This window comes from Labilibaculum manganireducens, from assembly GCF_963665805.2.
Lineage (GTDB): Bacteria > Bacteroidota > Bacteroidia > Bacteroidales > Marinifilaceae > Labilibaculum > Labilibaculum manganireducens.
In genome coordinates this window covers 3,671,233-3,689,907 of the sequence record NZ_CAXXEE010000003.1, presented here as the reverse complement: position 1 = coordinate 3,689,907, position 18,675 = coordinate 3,671,233, and the positions used below count along the sequence as shown (strand labels likewise).

The window sequence follows — 18,675 nt, the reverse complement described above, 5'->3', positions numbered from 1 at the left end:
TTAAAATGAAAAGACATGCAGATATAATCAATAAAGTATCTGTTTTATAAAATAAAAAGATGAAATTATCTATTTAATATTCATGCTAATGAGCTTGTTTAGAAATACCCTGTTACTTGTAGTTGTACTATTGATTCAAACATCATTATTGACAGCGCAAAAATACAAGTTTGTCGATCCGAAAATAGGAGTGGAAGGATTGGGAAATGTTTTCATTGGACCTTCTTGTCCTTATGGAATGATAAAACCTGGTCCCGATAATAAAAAAGCTGCAAACAGTGGTTACTCTCCGGATTTAGATTTACCTATTTACGGATTCAGTCAGACTCATGTAAGTGGAACCGGCGGTGGAGCAAAATATGGTAATATTTCAGTCATGCCTTTTTCCGGGGATTTTGAGTCAATTACTCAGGAATCATTGCGCACCGACGAAATTGTGGAACTGGGGTATTATAGTGTACAGCTTCATAAATGGAATATTCAGACAGAAATAACCACGTCACCTAAAGTGGCTTTTTATCAATTTTCATTCGAGACTGAAAGTAAAAAGGCCGTTAAAATTGATTTGGGGCAATTTTTAGGCGAATCGTCTATCCCTGATGATCGGGAAGCACAGCAATTTGTGAGCTCGGAGATAGAAGTAGTTTCAGATGTTGAAATTCGGGGATATTCACGTATTCGTGGTGGATGGAACAATGGAAGTGCCTACACAGTTTATTTTTCGGCTGTTTTCGAACAACCTTTCAGCCATTTTTCAACCTGGAAGAATAATAAACTATTCCCAAACGAGAAACTTCAAATTGATTCAGGAGAAAAAACCGGAGCCATGATGTTTTTTGATGATCTTAAAGAAAGTTCGGTTCGAATGAAAATAGGCATCTCATTTGTCAGTACTTTAAAAGCGCGCGATAATATAAATAAAGAAATCCCTCATTGGGATTTTGATAAAACATTAGCAGAAACAGAAGCTCGCTGGGAAGATATCCTAAAAAGAATTGAGATTGATAAAAATGCCACAGACGATCAGAAAACCATGTTTTACACGGCTCTTTATCATACCATGTTAATGCCTGTTGACCGAACTGGTGAAAATCCTTTGTGGGAAAACAATACACCTTATTACGATGACTTTTATGCCATATGGGATACTTATCGTTCCTCAAGCCCACTCATTACCTTAATTTCTCCATCACGTGAAGTAGATATTGTAAACGCCATGCTTCAGATTTACAAGCACGACGGCTATATGCCGGATGCACGAAGTGGCAATTGCAATGGTCGAACACAAGGAGGATCGAATGGAGAAGTTGTAATTGCAGATGCTTTCACAAAAGGTTTACAGGGGATCAATTATAAATTAGCATTAAAGGCAATGCTTAAAGATGCTGATTTTGCACCTGGAGGAAATGAAGAAAAAGAAGGACGGGGAGGCTTAACAGACTACAACCGTTTGGGCTATGTATCAAACAGATTTGTAAGGGCAGGAAATAGAACCTTGGAATATGCATACAACGATTATTGTTTGGCAGTAGTAGCAAAAGGAATAAAGCGAAAGGGAGAGTATCAGCGGTTCATAAAACAGTCTGATAACTGGCAAAATTTATGGCGGGACATTGAAGACAATGGATCACACGGATTCATAATGCCAAAAGATGCCAAAGGAAATTGGGTTGACAGCATTCAATGCAATGCGAACAATGGCAGAGTTGATTATATTCCCTATACACCTCTTGCTCAGGATTGGCCAAATTGTGTGTGTTGGTGGTGTGGCTTTTTCTATGAAGCCAGTTCATGGGAATACTCCTTATCAATTCCTCATGATGTAGCTATGTTGATTGAAAAATCGGGTGGCAGAGAAGCTTTTAGAAAAAGGCTGGATACTTTTTTCGACCGGGAATATTACAATGTAGCCAATGAACCTTCATTTTTGAGCCCAAACTTGTATCATTGGATTGGCAGACCTGACTTAAGCAATGATCAGATTCATAGAATTATTGATACACATTACAACAGTACACGAAGTGGCATTCCAGGCAACGATGATTCCGGTGCTATGTCGTCATGGCTGGCTTTTCATATGATGGGTTTGTATCCTAACGCAGGGCAATCCTATTATCTGATCAATACACCTTATTTTAAACAAACTGTAATTCATCAGGAAAACGGGAAAGATTTTTCCATTGTGGCAAAAAATATGTCTGATAGAAACAAATACATTAAATCGGCAAGTTTGAATGGGAAACCATTTACTAAGGCATGGATTGAGCACAGCGATATCACTGCCGGAGGAACTCTTGTTTTGGAAATGGATACTAAGCCATCAAAAACATGGGGGACAAGCTTGTTACCACCTTCAAAATCGAACCATTAAATCAATAGGTGTTTTTAATAATTAGATTTTAGTAACAATTATATTATGGGAAAAATTTCAAAATCTCTTTTGATGTGCCTGATACTGGTTTCAAGTTTGGCAGGGTGTAAGTATAAAGATATAAGTGATGGAAAATCATCTCCGGAAGAAGCAATTATTGAACGGATTTTACCTGATTATGCTTCAAATTTTATTGTTGAGCTTGATTCTACTCTTGATACCGATTGGTTCGAAATAGAATCAAAAGATGATAAAATAGTTTTGAGAGGCAACAACGGCGGATCAATAGCCTCTGCTTTGTATTATTATCTGAAAGAATATGCTCATTGCCAAATAACATGGAATGGAACCAACCTTAAGCTTCCTAAGCAATTGCCAAAAGTACCTGGATTGGTGCATAAGAAAACACCCTACGAATATCGCTATTATCTGAATTACTGCACCTTCAATTACAGCATGAGCTGGTGGGATTGGGAGCGATGGGAAAAGGAAATTGATTGGATGGCTTTGCATGGAATTAATATGCCTTTGGCAATTACAGGTCAGGAATATATTTGGGATGAGGTTTATAGGTCTTATGGTTTTTCCGATGAGGATTTAGACTCATTTTTTAGCGGCCCCTCTTATTTTTCATGGTTTTGGATGGGGAATCTGGATGCTTGGGGCGGACCGCTGCCAATGAGTTGGAAGGAAAGCCACCGGGATTTGCAAAAAAAGATTTTAAAACGTGAGCGTGAATTGGGAATGAAACCTGTTTTACCTGCTTTTACAGGACATGTTCCAGCTTCCTTCAAGAAGTTTTTCCCGAAAGCTAATTTGAAACAAACCAATTGGGGAAATGATTTTGAAGATACCTACATATTGGATGCAAACGATCCTTTGTTTGCCGAGATTGGAAAGAAATTTTTGGAAACACAATCCCGTATTTACGGAACAGATCATTTGTATTCTGCCGATACCTTTAACGAAAATGAGCCGCCATCTAACGATCCGGAATACTTGTCAGCTTTAAGCAGTAAGGTTTTTGAAGGAATGAAATCTGCTGATCCAGAAGCTATTTGGGTGATGCAGGGATGGTTATTTTACAGTCATCGTGAATTTTGGAAAGCTCCTCAGATAAAAGGTTTACTGGATGCTGTTCCAGATGATAGAATGATTATTCTGGATCTGGCGACGGAAATAGAACCTGTATGGAAAAGAACTGAATCTTTCTATGGAAAACAATGGATATGGAACATGCTTCATAATTTTGGAGGTAACATCAGTATGTTCGGACGCATTGAAACTGTTGCAGCAGAACCGGCAAAAGCTTTAGCAGATTCTAATGCCGGAAAAATGGCTGGAATAGGATTGACCATGGAAGGAATAGAGCAAAATCCAGTTCTTTATGAGTTGATGACTGATAATACCTGGAGAGATACACCTATTGATTTGAATGATTGGCTGAAAAAGTACATCAGGAATCGGTATGGCAAACAAACAGAGAACTTAATAGAGGCATGGTCGGTTTTGGTGAAAACGGTATATAATGGGAAAGAAATTAGGGATGGAGCAGAGTCTGTTATTGTAGCCAGACCTACTTTTGACGGATATCGGAGATGGGCCAGAACCAAGCTAAATTATGCACCTGAAGATTTATTGCCTGCATGGGATTTATTCATTAAATCAATCCCTGAATGCGATACTTATGATGGGTTTCAGTATGATTTGGTAGATCTCACACGTCAGGTTTTGGCAAATTATGCACTACCACTTCAACAGGAATTTGCTAGGGCTTATCAAAACGACGATCGGGTGGCTTTCGAAAAATACAGTTTAGAATTTATCGAATTGATAGAGGATATGGATCGTTTGTTAGCTACTCGTCAGGATTTTTTACTGGGGCCTTGGATTGCTGATGCGCGAAGTTGGGGAAATTCAGAAAGCGAAAAAGCAGTGTACGAGCAAAATGCTCGCGATTTAATTACACTTTGGGGCGATGCTGGCAACAGACTTCATGAATATGCCAATAGGCAGTGGAGTGGCGTATTTACAGATTTTTACAAACCTCGTTGGGAGTACTTTTTTAAGGATGTAAATAGCAACTGGGGACATTTCGATCAACAAGCCTTTGATGATGAAATTAAAACGTGGGAATGGGAATGGGTAAATTCCAGAAAAGATTACCCGATAGTTCCACAAGGAAGCTCAACTGCAATTGCTAAAGAGTTATTTGAGAAATATAACAAGCGAATTATTCCTTTAACTAAACGTTTACCTGAAATAAAATACAATTACTAAGATGGAAGAAATAGTAAATCAGAAACCGAATCGTTTTTTATCCCTTGATGTTTTCAGAGGACTAACGATCTGTTTAATGATTGTTGTAAATACGCCTGGTACAGGTGCAAAATTATATCCCTATTTGGTTCATGCCAATTGGTTTGGATTCACTCTTGCCGATTTAGTGTTCCCTTCTTTTTTGTTTGCCATGGGCAATGCAATGAGCTTTTCGATGGGAAAACTAAAATTGGCATCATCAGGTTTTGTGTGGAAAAAAATACTCAGGCGTATAGTTCTTATTTTTCTGATTGGATATTTAATGTATTGGTTTCCATTTTTTCAACAAGGCATAGATGGTTCCTGGGGATTAAAACCAATTAGTCAAACTCGCATAATGGGAGTTTTGCAACGCATTGCTTTATGCTATTTTTTCGCATCTCTTATCTTCTACTATTTTTCTCAGAGAGCAGCTCTTATTTTGTCGGGTATTATTTTGTTGGCATATTGGGGAATTCTTTACTTGTTTGGCGAAGCGGGTGGTGAATTGGCAATGGCAACAAATGCAGTAACTCGTTTCGATTTATCAATATTGGGAGAAGGACATATTTACAAGCGGGATAGTATTCCATTCGATCCGGAAGGACTTTTAAGCACCATACCGTCTATTGTTAATGTGATTGCAGGATATATTGCGGGGGTATTTATTCAACAAAAGGGAAAAACCTACGAAGGAATAAGCAAATTGCTTATTGCTGGATTCTTGATTGCTTCACTGGCGCTTTGGTGGGATTTGGTTTTCCCAATTTCAAAAAAGCTTTGGACAAGTTCGTTCGCACTTTATACCATTGGCCTGGACTTATCTGTAATGGCTGTTTTAATTTATGCTATCGAGATGAAAAAAGTGAAGTTTGGTGTTCATTTTTTCGATGTTTTCGGGAAAAACCCTTTGTTTATTTATGTGTTTTCCGAGGTGTTCTATATTATTTTACGTCAAATCCGAACTACTTCTGGTTTGGATCTTTTTGAGTGGGTAAGCGAACGAATTTTTCAGATGGTGTTTCCAGGACCATTTGGTGCGTTTATTACAGCATTGGCATTCATGTTTCTTTGTTGGTACTTAGGATGGTGGCTTAACAGAAAACGTATTTATATCAAAATATAAATAGTTTACGTTTCTCTATTTACTTAGTAGATTGCTAATTTGTAAATGCTTATTATTTAGGTGTTTTGAAAACAGGTTTAATGCCTTCTCTCTTATATTTAACGATCTGGTTTCAGTATTTACTATTCTAATTGTTATATTGGAAGCTATATTGTTATTATTAATTTCATTTTTTACTTTTTAAATGCGTGGTCGGTTCATAGTATTCATCTGTATTTTAATTTCTTCATCGGTTTATGCCGAGGATATTAATCTCGAGCATTTCAGTAATGAGGATGGACTTTCTCACAATTCAATAAGGCACATTGTTCAGGATAAAACGGGACTTTTATGGCTGGGAACTTTTGGAGGAGTTAATAGTTTTGATGGATATAAATTCACATCCTATTTAAGTAATTCCAGAGCAGGAAATAGTATCAGGAATAATGATATAACTGCAATGGAGATTGACTATGAGTCAGACCAAATGTGGATTGGTACTAGGAATGGACTTACCCAATATAATTTTAAAACTCATCAGTTTAAGACTTTTTTACCAGAAAAGAATAATCCGCATAGCATCTGCGATTCAGAGATAAGATCAATTTATATAGATAAATACAAACGGGTTTGGGTAGGAACAAAAACTCAGGGGCTTTGTATTTATGATCCAAAATCAGAATCATTTTCTAAAGTAGAAAATTTTGGTTTTGATTACATTAAATCAATTTTTAAGGATGAAAATGGCAGCATTTGGATTGGTAGTGATCATAAAGGGCTGGCAAAAATATCTCTAAACAGCACACGGACAATTTCAAACATTAAAACCTATAACTTACCTTTCGCAGATTCAAATGAAATCAATCCATATGTTAATTTTATTTATCAAGATGACAAGTCGGATCTTTTTGTAGGAACTAGAGAAGGCCTGTATATTTTAGATAAATACGAAGATAAATTTGTTGTTCTGCAAATACCCGACAATTCGGTTCGCGATATTTTGGGACCCTATTTTAATTGTGTGACACGTGCTCCAAATGGTCGATATTGGTTGGGAACACTTGGAGGATTGATTGTTTGCGATCATTTGGAAGATATTGCTAAGGGGAAATTTCAATGGCATTATTCTGTATGGTCCGAAGAAACATCTTTAGTTGACAATTTAGTATCGGCTTTGTTTTTTGACAATTCAGGCATACTATGGATCGGTACGGAAAATGGCTTGGACAAGTATGATCCGTTTAAAAATCAATTTAAAACAAGTAAGGATATTTCATTGTTTATAGGGGATAAAATTCCGAGAATAAGTGGTTTTGCTCAAACGTATGATGATCAACTGATTGTATCAACTCATGATAATGGTTTATTTTTGGACAAAAACAGGGAATTTTCGATACTCCAAGATAAGTACAAGGAAATATCCAGTATTTATTCTTCCGATGGTAAAATATTTTATTGTGGATTGTGGAGTGGCGATATATTGGTTTACAATTACATTACAAAATCAGTAAAGTTAATTGATGTTGGATTTGATGAGGTGCCGGTAATGGCATTTTGCATGTTAAAGAATGGCAAATTGTTTGTCGGTTCGCATGGTGACGGGGCTGTTTTATTGAATCCGAAAAATTCTACTGTTGATTTAAAGTGTAAGGACTTATTGGATAATATTGAAATATATAATGCTGTTTCCAATACAGGAGGAATTATTTGGTTAGCTACAGGAACTGGAGTTATTCGGTATGATCCGATAAAAAACGAGGCGGTTACTTATGTTCATAGTGAAGAAGAATCAAAGGGATTATCGATTAGCGATGTTCGTGACATCAGCATTGATAACAAAGGGAAGATTTGGGTTGTCACTACTGTGGGATTAAATTACTACGATCCTTTACTAAATGATTTTGTGCCGGTTGTTTCACCGGAAGAACTGCACAATAATTGGATTACAGACATTAAATTGGGTGAAAATGGAGAATTGTGGCTGAATTTTAACAACGATAGGGTAGGTCGATTTAATCCCGCAACAAATAAGTTGAATATTTATCATGTAGGGAGTGGCAACAGGTTGGATATTTTTAGCAATAAAGGATTTTTGTTGTTCAATGATTCTCTTGTTTATTTAACGGGAAAAAATGGAATCATTTACTTTTCAACCAATGAATTAAGTGATAATTTAATTTCGGATCCTCCATTTATTACTGAGGTTAAGGTTAATAATAAGGAAATTTTCCCAGGTGATACCATTAATGGACAAATTGTATTGGATCAGGATATTAATTATTCGAGGAGAATAGAATTAGATTATGACAACCGTAACTTCTCATTTTCATTTTCCTCGCCCTCCTACGTTAATGTTCGATTGAATAAATACCAATACATGTTGGAAGGTTTCGATAAGGAATGGGTTACCGTAAGTAATAATTCCAGAAATATTCAATATACCAATTTGTATCCTCAGGAATACGTTTTTAAGATAAGAGCTGGTAACAGCAGTGGTTACTGGAGTAATGTGTCTTCTTATCAGGTCGTTATTTATCCTCCATTTTGGCTGACTTACAAAGCAATACTTCTTTTTCTTGTTATCCTGTCTTTTGTTGTTTATCAGGTTCAAAAACAACTCAAAAATCGTCGTCTTTTAAAGCAAGAGTTGTTGTTGGAGAAAGTAAAACGGGAACGGGATGAGAAATTAAACAATGAAAAACTTCGGTTCTTTACCAATATATCGCACGAGTTAAGAACTCCAATATCCTTAATTATCGGACCTGCAAAGCAATTGGAAGAAGAGGGAGGAGGAACTGATTATCAGAAAAGCAGAGTGAACCTGATATTGCGTAATTCGAACAGATTACTGTATTTAGTTAACCAGCTATTGGATTTTAGAAAAGCGCAAACCGGAGAGCTGAAATTGAAGGTTTCAAAAACTGATATTCTTTTGTACACCCGAAATACTTTTAATTCGTTCGAAGGATTTGCAAAGGATAAGAAAATAAATCTCAATTTAATTTGTGAATATGAGAAGATTGCAGGTTGGATTGATCGGGATAAGTACGACAAGATTCTGTACAATCTTTTGTCCAATGCCATAAAATTTACAGGGAAATATGGTAATGTGGATCTGTTTGTAGGTTTGAAAGAAACGAATCCAAGAATTTTGGTTTTGGAAGTAAGTGACGACGGTATCGGAATCCCCTTGGAGAGTCAGAAGAAGATATTTTCACGCTTTTATCAGGTTGAGCATAGTCGGGAAGAAAATACGGGTTCAGGAATCGGATTGTCTTTGGTGCAATCTTTGGTGCAGTTGCACAAAGCCACTATTGAAGTTCAGAGTTTTCCGGATAAAGGAAGTGTTTTTGTTGTAGCAATACCAATTGACCGAGAGTTTTATGAAGATCAGGAGGTGTTTGATTATGAATCAAAACCAATAGGTAATCAAGAGGTAATAATGCCGGAAGTTAAAAAAGTAATTCAGTCAACAGAGCTGAAAGAAAAAATATTGGTTATTGAGGACAATAAGGAATTAAGGAATTTTATCGCTGAGTATTTATCTGATTATTATAAAGTTTACGAAGCTGAAAATGGGGAAGAAGGATTGAGGGTATGTCGTCAGATGAAACCAATACTTTGTGTTGCAGATGTGATGATGCCGGTGATGGATGGTTTTCAGTTCTGTGAAGAATTGAAGAATGATGAGTCGATTAGTCATATCCCGGTAATATTGTTAACTGCATTATCCGGTAACGAAAATAAAATTAAAGGTTACAAACTTGGTGCTGACGGGTACTTGGTGAAACCTTTTGACCCTTCTTTATTAAAGAGTCGAATTGATAACATTGTAAAAGCCAGAGCTGAACTGAAAGGAAAGTTTTCGGAAGATGTTGACAGTGATGTTAATGTACTCACTCACTCACCAATTGACGAAGAATTTATGACGAAACTTACTGGTTTTATCGAAAACAAGATGAGTGAACCCGAATTAACGGCAAGTCTTTTGTGTTTGGAGATGGGAATGAGCTCCTCTAAATTGTATCGTAAAGTAAAGGAACTTACAGATTTGGCTCCTAATGAATTCATAAGAACAATTCGACTTAAAAAATCAGCATACTTACTTAAATCGAAGCGTCATAATGTATCTGAAGTAGCTACACTTGTTGGTTTTAACGATCCCTTATATTTTAGCCGTTGCTTTAAAAAGCAATTTGGATTTCCTCCAAGTAATTTGCTGCAATAATTTTCTGTCTTGGAATATTTCTTAATTATACATTTCAAAATAAAAGCGATTCATATTTAAGTATGAATCGCTTTTAATATTTATCTGTGTTTTTGTTTTACTTCGTGTTCTGATCGATAATCAGCTTAATAGCCCGTTGACAAGCCGGACAAAATTTATCGTGACGGGTAAACATGATACAGTTGGGAGCACTTCGGTATAAGCCTGTTGACTTGTATTGAGCTCCTTCAAAAGCACCAACTTTACCACTGTATCTCATATTTGCTAAAAGCTCATCATCCCACGATCTTTGTTTCATAAAGAAATCTTCCATTATTTTTTCATCAACCTTTGCTTTTCTTAGCTCAACTCTCTTTTTCTGAACAGCAATACTGTGTTCATCGTACTTCTCCTTTTCCCAGGGAGTTGGTATTGGAGTGTCTGGTGTTACAATATCCTTCCATTTTATAGTTTCAGGATTTGCATTCGCAGTTACATTTAATTCCCAAGGTTCCAAATGCTTGGCATCCATTTCGTAAGCTGTTGCAGATGTGTAGTATTCGTCAGCCAAATCAGCAAAATGGTGTCCGAATTCATGTACAAATAAATATTCCTGAAAAGCATTGTCAACAGCAGCTGTGATATACAAGTTGTAGATACCGCCACCGCCATAAATAGAATCATTCATTAAAATAGCTGTAAATTCGTAAGGAACTGCGGCCGCCGCATTGCGAATTGTTTTGTTGTCGAAACCTAAAGCGTATCGTTCCGAATCGAAAGCCCCGTAAGTAACCGAAAGTGCCGAACGTTTATGAATATCCTGATGAGGATGATTTACTCCTGAATCGGGAGATGGTGTTTCCACAGCTCTGATCGAAAATTTATCCTTAAAGGAAGCATAAGGCTCTGTACTTAAAAGAACTTCCGCAAAACGTTGTGCGTCCTTTTTAAATTTGCCCATATCTTTCTTGGCGTATCCTTCTCCCAAAACTACAATGTCAACTTGATTTTCAGGCTTACCATTCACAACAATATCAATCGTATTATAGTGATTTTTTACTGGGCTGGAAAAAGAACGGTAATGCTTTGGATTTACTTTATAGGTCCATACAGGATCAAAACCATTATTAATATTGCGTTTAAATACAGTGATATCCACTTCATTTTTCGGCCATGGAAAACGAAGGGATTCCTGAAAACTTCCCCATTCGGTTTTTGCCTCGGGTGTAGTTTCCCATTCGCCGTAGATGCTTGCAAATCCTCGGGAGTAAAGTAAATTTCCTGTTTTAGAATCTTTTACTTCGAAACAATATTTCCCCAGATTTAGTTCGTCGATTAGCATGGTTTTACTGCCAGGCCACTCACCATCATTTACCATCTGATCGAAAGCGAAGTGTTCTTCTCCTGAATTTCCTACATGATTATAATCCAGGCGCATAGCAGCACTCGTAAAATAATCAGCATATTGAGCCATTGATGAAAAGGAGATACCAATTAGCATAAGGGTAAATACAAAAATCTTTTTCATGTGTATAAATTTGTTTTTTAGTTGCCATATAGCTTGTTCCGAACTTGTTTCGGGAGAACTTACCATGTTGGAATAATCATCCTCCTGTGTGTCAAAATCACTTTGGCATGGACGTTTCATAATATTTTGTTCTTTTATAGTTTTATAAGATGCAACAAGATAGTGATTTTCTGTTTTCGGAAATATGCATATTGTCATATCTGAACAGGAATGAAAGAATCCTATTCCTGTATCGTTTATTCTGTATAGTTTTTTTGTTTCAGACCGTTGACTTTCCTGTTTTTCTTTTAAATTTAGTTTTTCAAAAATAAAATCATTTTATGATAGGAACACTGGTTAATGTAATTGCCATATTGATAGGGGGAAGTTTGGGACTTTTGTTTCGGACCAGGATTCCCGATCGAATGTTTAAAATTGTTTTTCAGGCCATTGGGATTTTTACACTGTATCTTGGTGTAAGTATGGCTCTAAAAGCCAACGAGCTGTTGCTGATGGTGTTTAGTTTGGTGGTTGGATCATTAATTGGTGAGTTTTTACGTTTAGAGGATCGGGTTGAAAATTTGAGCGAGTTATTAAAAAAGAAAATCGGGAGTAAGGATGATAAATTTTCAACCGGATTTGTTACATCATTTATGCTGTTCTGTTTGGGTGCAATGACAATATTGGGAAGCATGGAAGAGGGAATGGGCAAGGAGCCGACTCTGCTGTTAACCAAATCGATGATGGATGGATTTTCGGCTGTGGCTTTAGCAGCAGTTATGGGAGTTGGAGTTATATTTTCGGTAATTCCTTTGCTGATTTATCAGGGAGGATTAACCCTGTTGGCGGCCTTGTTTGGAGAAGTAATACCGGAAGCCATAATCACCGAAATGGCCGGAGTTGGCGGCGTTTTAATCATCGGATTAGGGATTAGTATTTTAGAAATAAAAAAAATAAAGGTTTTAAATATGCTTCCCGCTTTGTTTGTGGAAGTGCTGCTGTGCTATATCTTTTTAACTTAGAATAAGTTTGATATTTGTACGAATAGGTTTTTGAAAGATTAGAAGAACTGCACATATCAGTCGGTATAAGATCTTTTCGTAGATTTGTAATCAGAAGAAATGCTTTAGGCAATCAAAATACATACGATTTGAAAGAAGAAATAAAAACTGCTCTAATTCAGTTATTTGAAGAATGGGCTGATGACAGAGTAATTGAAACGGAAATTTTACCTCAATCAGGTTCTTATCGCGAATACATTCGGTTAATAGGAGAAAAGAGAACGGCATTGGGAGCTTTTAATGCCGATAAAAAAGAGAATACTGCTTTTCTTAGTTTTAGTAGGTTTTTTGCAGAAAAAGGTCTTTCGGTTCCGGAAATTTACGGTGAAAATAACGAACAGGACATCTATCTTTTACAGGATTTAGGCAATACAACTCTGTTCGATTATATTCTGCATTTAAGAGTAGGAGAAGGTTTTGCCAACGATTTGGTGCAGATTTATAAAAAGATAATTTCTCAACTGATACGTTTTCAACTCGAAGGAGAAAATGGATTGGATTATAGTGTTTGTTATCCTCGGGATAGTTTCGATAAGCAATCTATGATTTGGGATTTGCACTATTTTAAATATTACTTTTTAAAATTGGCTAAAATTCCATTCGATGAGCAGTTGCTCGAGAACGATTTTCAAAAATTCTCGGATTACTTGTTGGATGCTCCCCGTGATTATTTTTTGTATCGGGATTTTCAGTCAAGAAATATCATGTTGGTAAATGGTGAGCCTTGGTTTATCGATTATCAGGGAGGAAGAAGAGGAGCCCTGCAATACGATTTGGCTTCTTTGCTATACGATGCTAAGGCAGATCTTCCACAGGATGTTCGGGATGAACTGTTAGCCTTTTATCTAAAGGAAATTCAAAAAGTACAGACAGTAGATCCAAAAGCTTTCACTTCCTTTTTTCAGGGATATGTATTGGTTCGCATCATGCAGGCAATGGGAGCTTATGGATTTAGAGGTTTTTACGAAAGAAAAGATCATTTCTTAAAATCGATTCCATTCGCATTAAAAAATTTGGAAACCATATTGGGACGAATGAGTATTCCTGTTGAATTGCCTGAATTGGTGAAAGCACTAAAGGCTGTTATTTCTTCAGATTTTTTGAAAAGCGTAGGTAAGGAAGAAAAACCAAAACTTCATGTTGAAATAAATAGTTTTTCGTACCGAAGAGGAATTCCATTAGACAAAACAACCAATGGCGGAGGTTTTGTTTTCGATTGCAGAGCCATTCATAATCCGGGAAGATATCAGGAATATGTTGAGATGACAGGAAAAGATCAGCCGGTAATTGACTTTTTCAAGGAGCGCAGCGAAATGGATGAGTTCTTAGGTTCAGTATATAGTATTGTCGACATGAGTGTTGATAAATACATCAGTCGAAATTTTGCCAATTTACAGGTGAACTTTGGCTGTACCGGAGGAAGACATCGTTCCGTTTTTTCGGCAGAGAGTTTGGCAAAGCATTTACGGGAAAAGTTTGATGTGAACATCAGTTTAAGGCACATTGAACGGGAAATAGAAGGAAGTTAATATGGGCAATAAACGTTGTAAATTATCACCGAAGGAATACGCAGAAAAAGTATGTAATTCGGAAAATTTTGTTTGCAAAAAATGCAATCGGGTGGCTAAAAAAGCCAAGAGCTTGTGCGATTCCAAGAAGAAAAAGGATTAATACAGTCCGGTAATCTGATAACTGTTAACTGATAACTGTTCACTGATAATTGAAAAGATGTTGAATGCAATGATTTTTGCTGCAGGTTTGGGAACCCGCCTAAAACCTCATACCGATTCGAAACCAAAAGCATTGGTTGAGTTGGCAGGAGTACCTCTTTTGGAAAGAGCAATATTAAAATTAATTGAACTTAAGGTAGATCGTATCGTTATTAACGTGCATCATTATGCAGATATGATTGAGGGTTTTCTCCAAAAGAATAACAATTTTGGTGTTGATATTCGTATTTCAGACGAACGCGAAGAACTACTGGATACAGGAGGTGGATTAAAGAAAGCCGCTGATTTATTTATTCCTGACGCACCCGTTTTAATCTATAATGTAGATGTTTTTTCTTCCTTGGATTTATCTGAATTAATCAATTTTCATAAACTGACCGGGGCATTGGTAAGTATGGTTATGCGCGAAAGAACCAGCAGCAGATACTTGTATTTCAGTAAAGATAATCAGTTAACAGGTTGGAAGAACTGTAAAACCGGTGAGGTTAAAGTTGCCAGAGAAGAGATGAATAAATCTGAACCAATGGCTTTTAGCGGAATTCATTTAATTAGTCCGAAACTATTTCCCTTAATTACAGAGAAAGGTAAATTTTCCATTATCGATTTGTATTTACGCTTGGCAAAGAATGAAAAGATTCTGGCTTTTAAAGACAGCTCAAAAATCTGGACAGACCTTGGTAAACCTGAAGATTTGGCTTGGGCAGAAGATCATCTGAAATAATTTGTTTATTTTTGGGCTCAATTTAATAAAAACCGGAATATCGATATCACTTCTTAACAGAAGATACTAGAGCCGTGCACCAATAATTTATATGGAAAAAATAAACTTACAGGATATCATTTTTGTTATCAATCCTCACTCCGGTACTAATTCGGGTAAAATCCTTGAGAAATTTAAAGAACTTGCTCCTAAAGTTGATTGTTTTGTCAGTAATTCTTTGGAGGAATTTGATGTTTTTTTGACCGCTAAAGCGGAAAAATACAAAGTACTTATTATTTGTGGAGGCGATGGTACCATAAATACGACACTGAAATATTTGATTAAATATTCCAAGCTAAAATTAGCTGTTTTACCTAATGGCTCAGGCAATGGTTTCGCCCGTGAGTTAGGTTTTGATGGCGATATTAAAAAATTACTGGATCAGATTTTAAAAGGTGGAACTGAAAAAGTTGATGTCATAAAGATAAACAATGAACTATGCGGCAATATGGCAGGTTTAGGCTTTGATAGTTATGTGGCAACCGAATTTGAAAAGATGCCGGCACGAGGACTAAAGACCTATGTATATTGCACCATTCAAGCGCTTCTAAAATACAAACCCATACAAGCCAAAGTCAATGTTAATGGTTCTGTTATTGAGGGTAAATATCATATGATCAACATTGCAAATACCCGGCAATTCGGGAACAATGCTTTGATTGCTCCAAAGGCTGTCTGCAACGACGGCTTGTTCGATTTGGTTTTGATAAAAAAAATTCCTTTTTATGTAGTGCCAAACTTCGTAGTTCGTTTGTTTTTAGGAAAGTTGAAGAATTCAAAATATGTGCAGTTTGTAAAAGCCAGTAGTTTGGTAATTGATTCAAATTCTGAAACTTATCATGTAGATGGCGAGCCTAAAAAATTGGAAGAGACTTTAAGTATTGAAATTTTGAAGCAGATTGAAGTGGTGAAAATGAAAATGTAACACTATAAAATAAAGAAGCATGTTAGATTGGTTGCTTAGTTTAGACAAAGAATTGCTGTTGTTTTTCAATGGCCGGCACAATCCTTTTTGGGATACATTCATGATGTTGACATCGGGGAAAGTAATTTGGTTTGTATTCTATTTTGTGATAGTTGTTGCTGTAATCAACACATTTGGCTGGAGAAAAGGAACTTTAATCATCCTAAGCATACTTCTGGTAATTGTTTTAAGTGATCAAATTGCTTCGGGAGTGTTTAAACCTGTTTTTAAACGATTCAGACCTTCCAGAGATCCATCATTTAGTCATTTAGTGCATATTGTAAAAGGATATACGGGCGGAAAATATGGTTTTGCATCATCGCATGCATCAAATTCATTTGGCTTGGCGGTGTTTGTTTCCTTGTTGTTTAAGAATCGGGTAACAAGTGTATTTGTAATTTTCTGGGCAGTTTTGGTGTCCTATTCGCGAATTTATTTGGGGGTTCATTATCCCGGAGATATAATTGTTGGCGCATTAATAGGAACTTTATCAGCCTGTTTTGTGTATTCATTACTGCAAAAATATTCTAAGCCAAGTTTAATTTGCAAACCGGAGCAGCAAACTCATCCTATTGCGGGAATTCATCAAATTGCACTGTTAGGCAGTCTGCAAATTATAGTAATGCTTTTGTCGGTTTTTTATATCCTAAAATAACCGATAAGCATATTTTTAAATTGATTAATTGAATGATTTCATGAAAAACAGATTGTTTTATTTACTGTCAGCCGGATTGTTTTGGCTGGCGTTTTTCTTTGTTTTCCGATTGCTGTTTGTATTGTATCAATGGGATTTGCTGGAGGGGCAGTCTTTTTTCGAAATAGCAAAGGCTTTCGTTTCAGGTGCACGTCACGACTTATCCTTAATGGGATATATTCTTCTTTTGAGCGGACTGATTTTGACTGTAACTTTCTGGTTGCCGGCGAAAAAATTAAAAGGTCTGTTTACTGTTATCTATTCGGTAGTTGGTCTTATTTTCATCATGATTTTGATTCCTAATTTGGAGTTGTACCGCAATTGGGGCTTTCATTTGGATGCAACAGTGTTAAGTTATCTGAAAACTCCAAAAGAAGCGATGGCTTCAACCACGCTTTCGACCCATTTACTGCTGTTTGTTCTATTCATTCTTACATCAACAGCCTCATACGTCTGTTTAAGGAAGTTTGTAATTGTAAAGCTTGAAAAGATCAAACCGATCAACTACAAATGGATTCCCGTTCTATTATTCATTACCGCCGGTATGATTATCCCGATAAGGGGAGGTTTTGGTATTGCTCCTATGAATGTGGGATTTGTATATTTCTCTCAGAGTACTTTTGCGAATCATGCAGCAGTAAATCCGGTATGGAACTTTTCTTACTCATTAAAGAAGATTGGAAAAGATGGGAAACAGTTTAAGTTCCTGAAAGAAGATCAGTTGAAAAGTGCGATTGCCGGCTTAAAATGCAATCCCAATTCTGATCGGCTGCAGGTGATAAAAGCGAAGAAACCTAATGTTGTTGTGGTGATGCTCGAGAGTTTTACCAGTAAGGCAATTGGTTCATTGGGAGGATATCAGGGAGCAACGCCTAATTTCGATGAATTGACCAAAGAAGGCGTTTTGTTTTCTAATTTTTATGCAATTGGCGATCGTTCAAAAATCGGAATTGTTGGATTACTGAGCGGATATCCATCCTTGCCGCAGCGCAGCGTTATTTCCTATACCAAGAAAACTCAAAGCATTCCAAGTTTATGCCGGAAGTTTACGAAACAAAATTACTCTTCAGCATTCTATTATGGCGGCGATATTCGTTTTGCGAATATAAATTCATATCTCATGAATACCGGCTTTGATCGATTGGTTACCATGTTCGATTTTTCGGAGGATTTATACAATTCAAAATGGGGCGTGCATGATGAATATGTATTTGAAAGATTGCTAAAAGATATTAAATCGGAAACGAAACCATTCTTTAAAGTATATTTCACCTTAAGCAGTCATGAGCCATTTGATGTTCCTATGGAAAAGGTGATTAAAGGAAACAGCGAAGATGAGCGGTTCTTAAATTCGGTTAATTATACCGATAAATGTTTGGGTAAATTCATTGCTGATTTTAAGAAAACAGAAGCCTGGGAGAATACAATACTGATATTGGTTGCCGATCATGGCACCAGGTATATTGATAAAAGTGTGCCAAGTGATTTTAGAAAGTATCAGATACCCATGTTGTGGTTGGGTGGTGCTTTAAATCAAAAAAATCTTGTTGTTGACAAGTTTGGATGTCAGCCGGATATGGCAAATACTCTTTTGTCTCAGTTGGATATAAATGCCGATGAGTTTATTTTTGGAAAAGATCTACTGGCGGCAGATCAGAAAGGATATGCCTATTTTGATTACAACAACGGTTTTGGTTACATCGACGAAAAGGAAAGAAGTGTATTCGATTTAACTTCGAATAAATACGTTCATGAAGAAGGTGAAAGTGCCAACAACAGAGAAAACTGGAAAGCCTTACTGCAGTATCTGAATGAGGATTTTAGGGCTCGGTAGTAAGCCATATAGCAAACAAAAAAGCCGTTCAATTCGAACGGTTTTTTTTGTGTCTTATACCTGCTTAATTTCAAAAAATCTGTTTACAGTCTTAAGCCTGTCATGCTCTGACTATAAACAAGCCGGCCATGTCAGGGTATGACG

The 18,675-nt window shown here is 36.5% G+C and carries 11 protein-coding genes; 10 read left to right on the top strand and 1 reads right to left on the bottom strand.

All coding sequences use genetic code 11. The features are described from left to right. Positions 1–88: 88 nt before the first annotated feature. The 4 genes from ACHZAX_RS14225 (at position 89) to ACHZAX_RS14210 (ending at position 10,002) form a co-directional block, all read left to right on the top strand. The gene (locus tag ACHZAX_RS14225; protein ID WP_320019604.1) at positions 89–2,371 is read left to right on the top strand and encodes a GH92 family glycosyl hydrolase; all 2,283 of its coding nucleotides are present in this window, start codon (positions 89–91) and stop codon (positions 2,369–2,371) included. A 45-nt stretch (positions 2,372–2,416) separates the two neighbouring features. After that, on the top strand, positions 2,417–4,651 hold the full coding sequence (locus tag ACHZAX_RS14220; protein WP_320019603.1) for an alpha-N-acetylglucosaminidase: 2,235 nt from the start codon (positions 2,417–2,419) through the stop codon (positions 4,649–4,651). 1 nt (position 4,652) lies between these two features. Then, the gene (locus ACHZAX_RS14215; protein ID WP_320019602.1) at positions 4,653–5,795 is read left to right on the top strand and encodes an acyltransferase family protein; all 1,143 of its coding nucleotides are present in this window, start codon (positions 4,653–4,655) and stop codon (positions 5,793–5,795) included. A gap of 184 nt (positions 5,796–5,979) precedes the next feature. Then, complete coding sequence (locus ACHZAX_RS14210; RefSeq protein ID WP_320019601.1) at positions 5,980–10,002, top strand: hybrid sensor histidine kinase/response regulator transcription factor; 4,023 nt, start codon at positions 5,980–5,982, stop codon at positions 10,000–10,002. Between the two features lie 97 nt (positions 10,003–10,099). Here ACHZAX_RS14210 and ACHZAX_RS14205 read toward each other — a convergent pair whose 3' ends face one another. Next, a complete protein-coding gene (locus ACHZAX_RS14205; protein ID WP_320019600.1) occupies positions 10,100–11,629 on the bottom strand; it encodes a M64 family metallopeptidase in 1,530 nt (509 codons plus the stop codon). Positions 11,630–11,829: 200 nt separating this feature from the next. On the opposite strand from ACHZAX_RS14205, the gene ACHZAX_RS14200 reads away from it, so the two are divergent. The 6 genes from ACHZAX_RS14200 to ACHZAX_RS14175 all read left to right on the top strand — a co-directional run bounded on the left by ACHZAX_RS14200 (position 11,830) and on the right by ACHZAX_RS14175 (position 18,531). Beyond that, on the top strand, positions 11,830–12,510 hold the full coding sequence (locus ACHZAX_RS14200; protein WP_101308923.1) for a DUF554 domain-containing protein: 681 nt from the start codon (positions 11,830–11,832) through the stop codon (positions 12,508–12,510). Positions 12,511–12,638: 128 nt separating this feature from the next. Then, positions 12,639–14,078, top strand: coding sequence for a RapZ C-terminal domain-containing protein (locus ACHZAX_RS14195; RefSeq protein WP_320019599.1), 1,440 nt, complete (start codon positions 12,639–12,641; stop codon positions 14,076–14,078). A gap of 199 nt (positions 14,079–14,277) precedes the next feature. Beyond that, complete coding sequence (locus ACHZAX_RS14190; protein ID WP_320019598.1) at positions 14,278–15,000, top strand: nucleotidyltransferase family protein; 723 nt, start codon at positions 14,278–14,280, stop codon at positions 14,998–15,000. Between the two features lie 91 nt (positions 15,001–15,091). After that, on the top strand, positions 15,092–15,964 hold the full coding sequence (locus ACHZAX_RS14185; RefSeq protein ID WP_320019597.1) for a diacylglycerol/lipid kinase family protein: 873 nt from the start codon (positions 15,092–15,094) through the stop codon (positions 15,962–15,964). 19 nt (positions 15,965–15,983) lie between these two features. Beyond that, positions 15,984–16,658 carry a phosphatase PAP2 family protein gene (locus ACHZAX_RS14180; protein ID WP_320019596.1) on the top strand — a complete coding sequence of 225 codons (675 nt, stop codon included), beginning with the start codon at positions 15,984–15,986 and terminating at the stop codon, positions 16,656–16,658. A gap of 40 nt (positions 16,659–16,698) precedes the next feature. Continuing rightward, complete coding sequence (locus tag ACHZAX_RS14175) at positions 16,699–18,531, top strand: LTA synthase family protein (protein ID WP_320019595.1); 1,833 nt, start codon at positions 16,699–16,701, stop codon at positions 18,529–18,531. Positions 18,532–18,675 lie beyond the last annotated feature (144 nt).

What these genes read in the sequence shown, in the direction of transcription:
- ACHZAX_RS14225 (WP_320019604.1), top strand. Translation starts at nt 89, where the DNA reads ATGAGCTTGTTTAGAAATACCCTGTTACTTGTAGTTGTACTATTGATT.
- ACHZAX_RS14220 (WP_320019603.1), top strand. Translation starts at nt 2,417, where the DNA reads ATGGGAAAAATTTCAAAATCTCTTTTGATGTGCCTGATACTGGTTTCA.
- ACHZAX_RS14215 (WP_320019602.1), top strand. Translation starts at nt 4,653, where the DNA reads ATGGAAGAAATAGTAAATCAGAAACCGAATCGTTTTTTATCCCTTGAT.
- ACHZAX_RS14210 (WP_320019601.1), top strand. Translation starts at nt 5,980, where the DNA reads ATGCGTGGTCGGTTCATAGTATTCATCTGTATTTTAATTTCTTCATCG.
- ACHZAX_RS14205 (WP_320019600.1), bottom strand. Translation starts at nt 11,629, where the DNA reads ATGAAACGTCCATGCCAAAGTGATTTTGACACACAGGAGGATGATTAT.
- ACHZAX_RS14200 (WP_101308923.1), top strand. Translation starts at nt 11,830, where the DNA reads ATGATAGGAACACTGGTTAATGTAATTGCCATATTGATAGGGGGAAGT.
- ACHZAX_RS14190 (WP_320019598.1), top strand. Translation starts at nt 14,278, where the DNA reads ATGTTGAATGCAATGATTTTTGCTGCAGGTTTGGGAACCCGCCTAAAA.
- ACHZAX_RS14185 (WP_320019597.1), top strand. Translation starts at nt 15,092, where the DNA reads ATGGAAAAAATAAACTTACAGGATATCATTTTTGTTATCAATCCTCAC.
- ACHZAX_RS14180 (WP_320019596.1), top strand. Translation starts at nt 15,984, where the DNA reads ATGTTAGATTGGTTGCTTAGTTTAGACAAAGAATTGCTGTTGTTTTTC.
- ACHZAX_RS14175 (WP_320019595.1), top strand. Translation starts at nt 16,699, where the DNA reads ATGAAAAACAGATTGTTTTATTTACTGTCAGCCGGATTGTTTTGGCTG.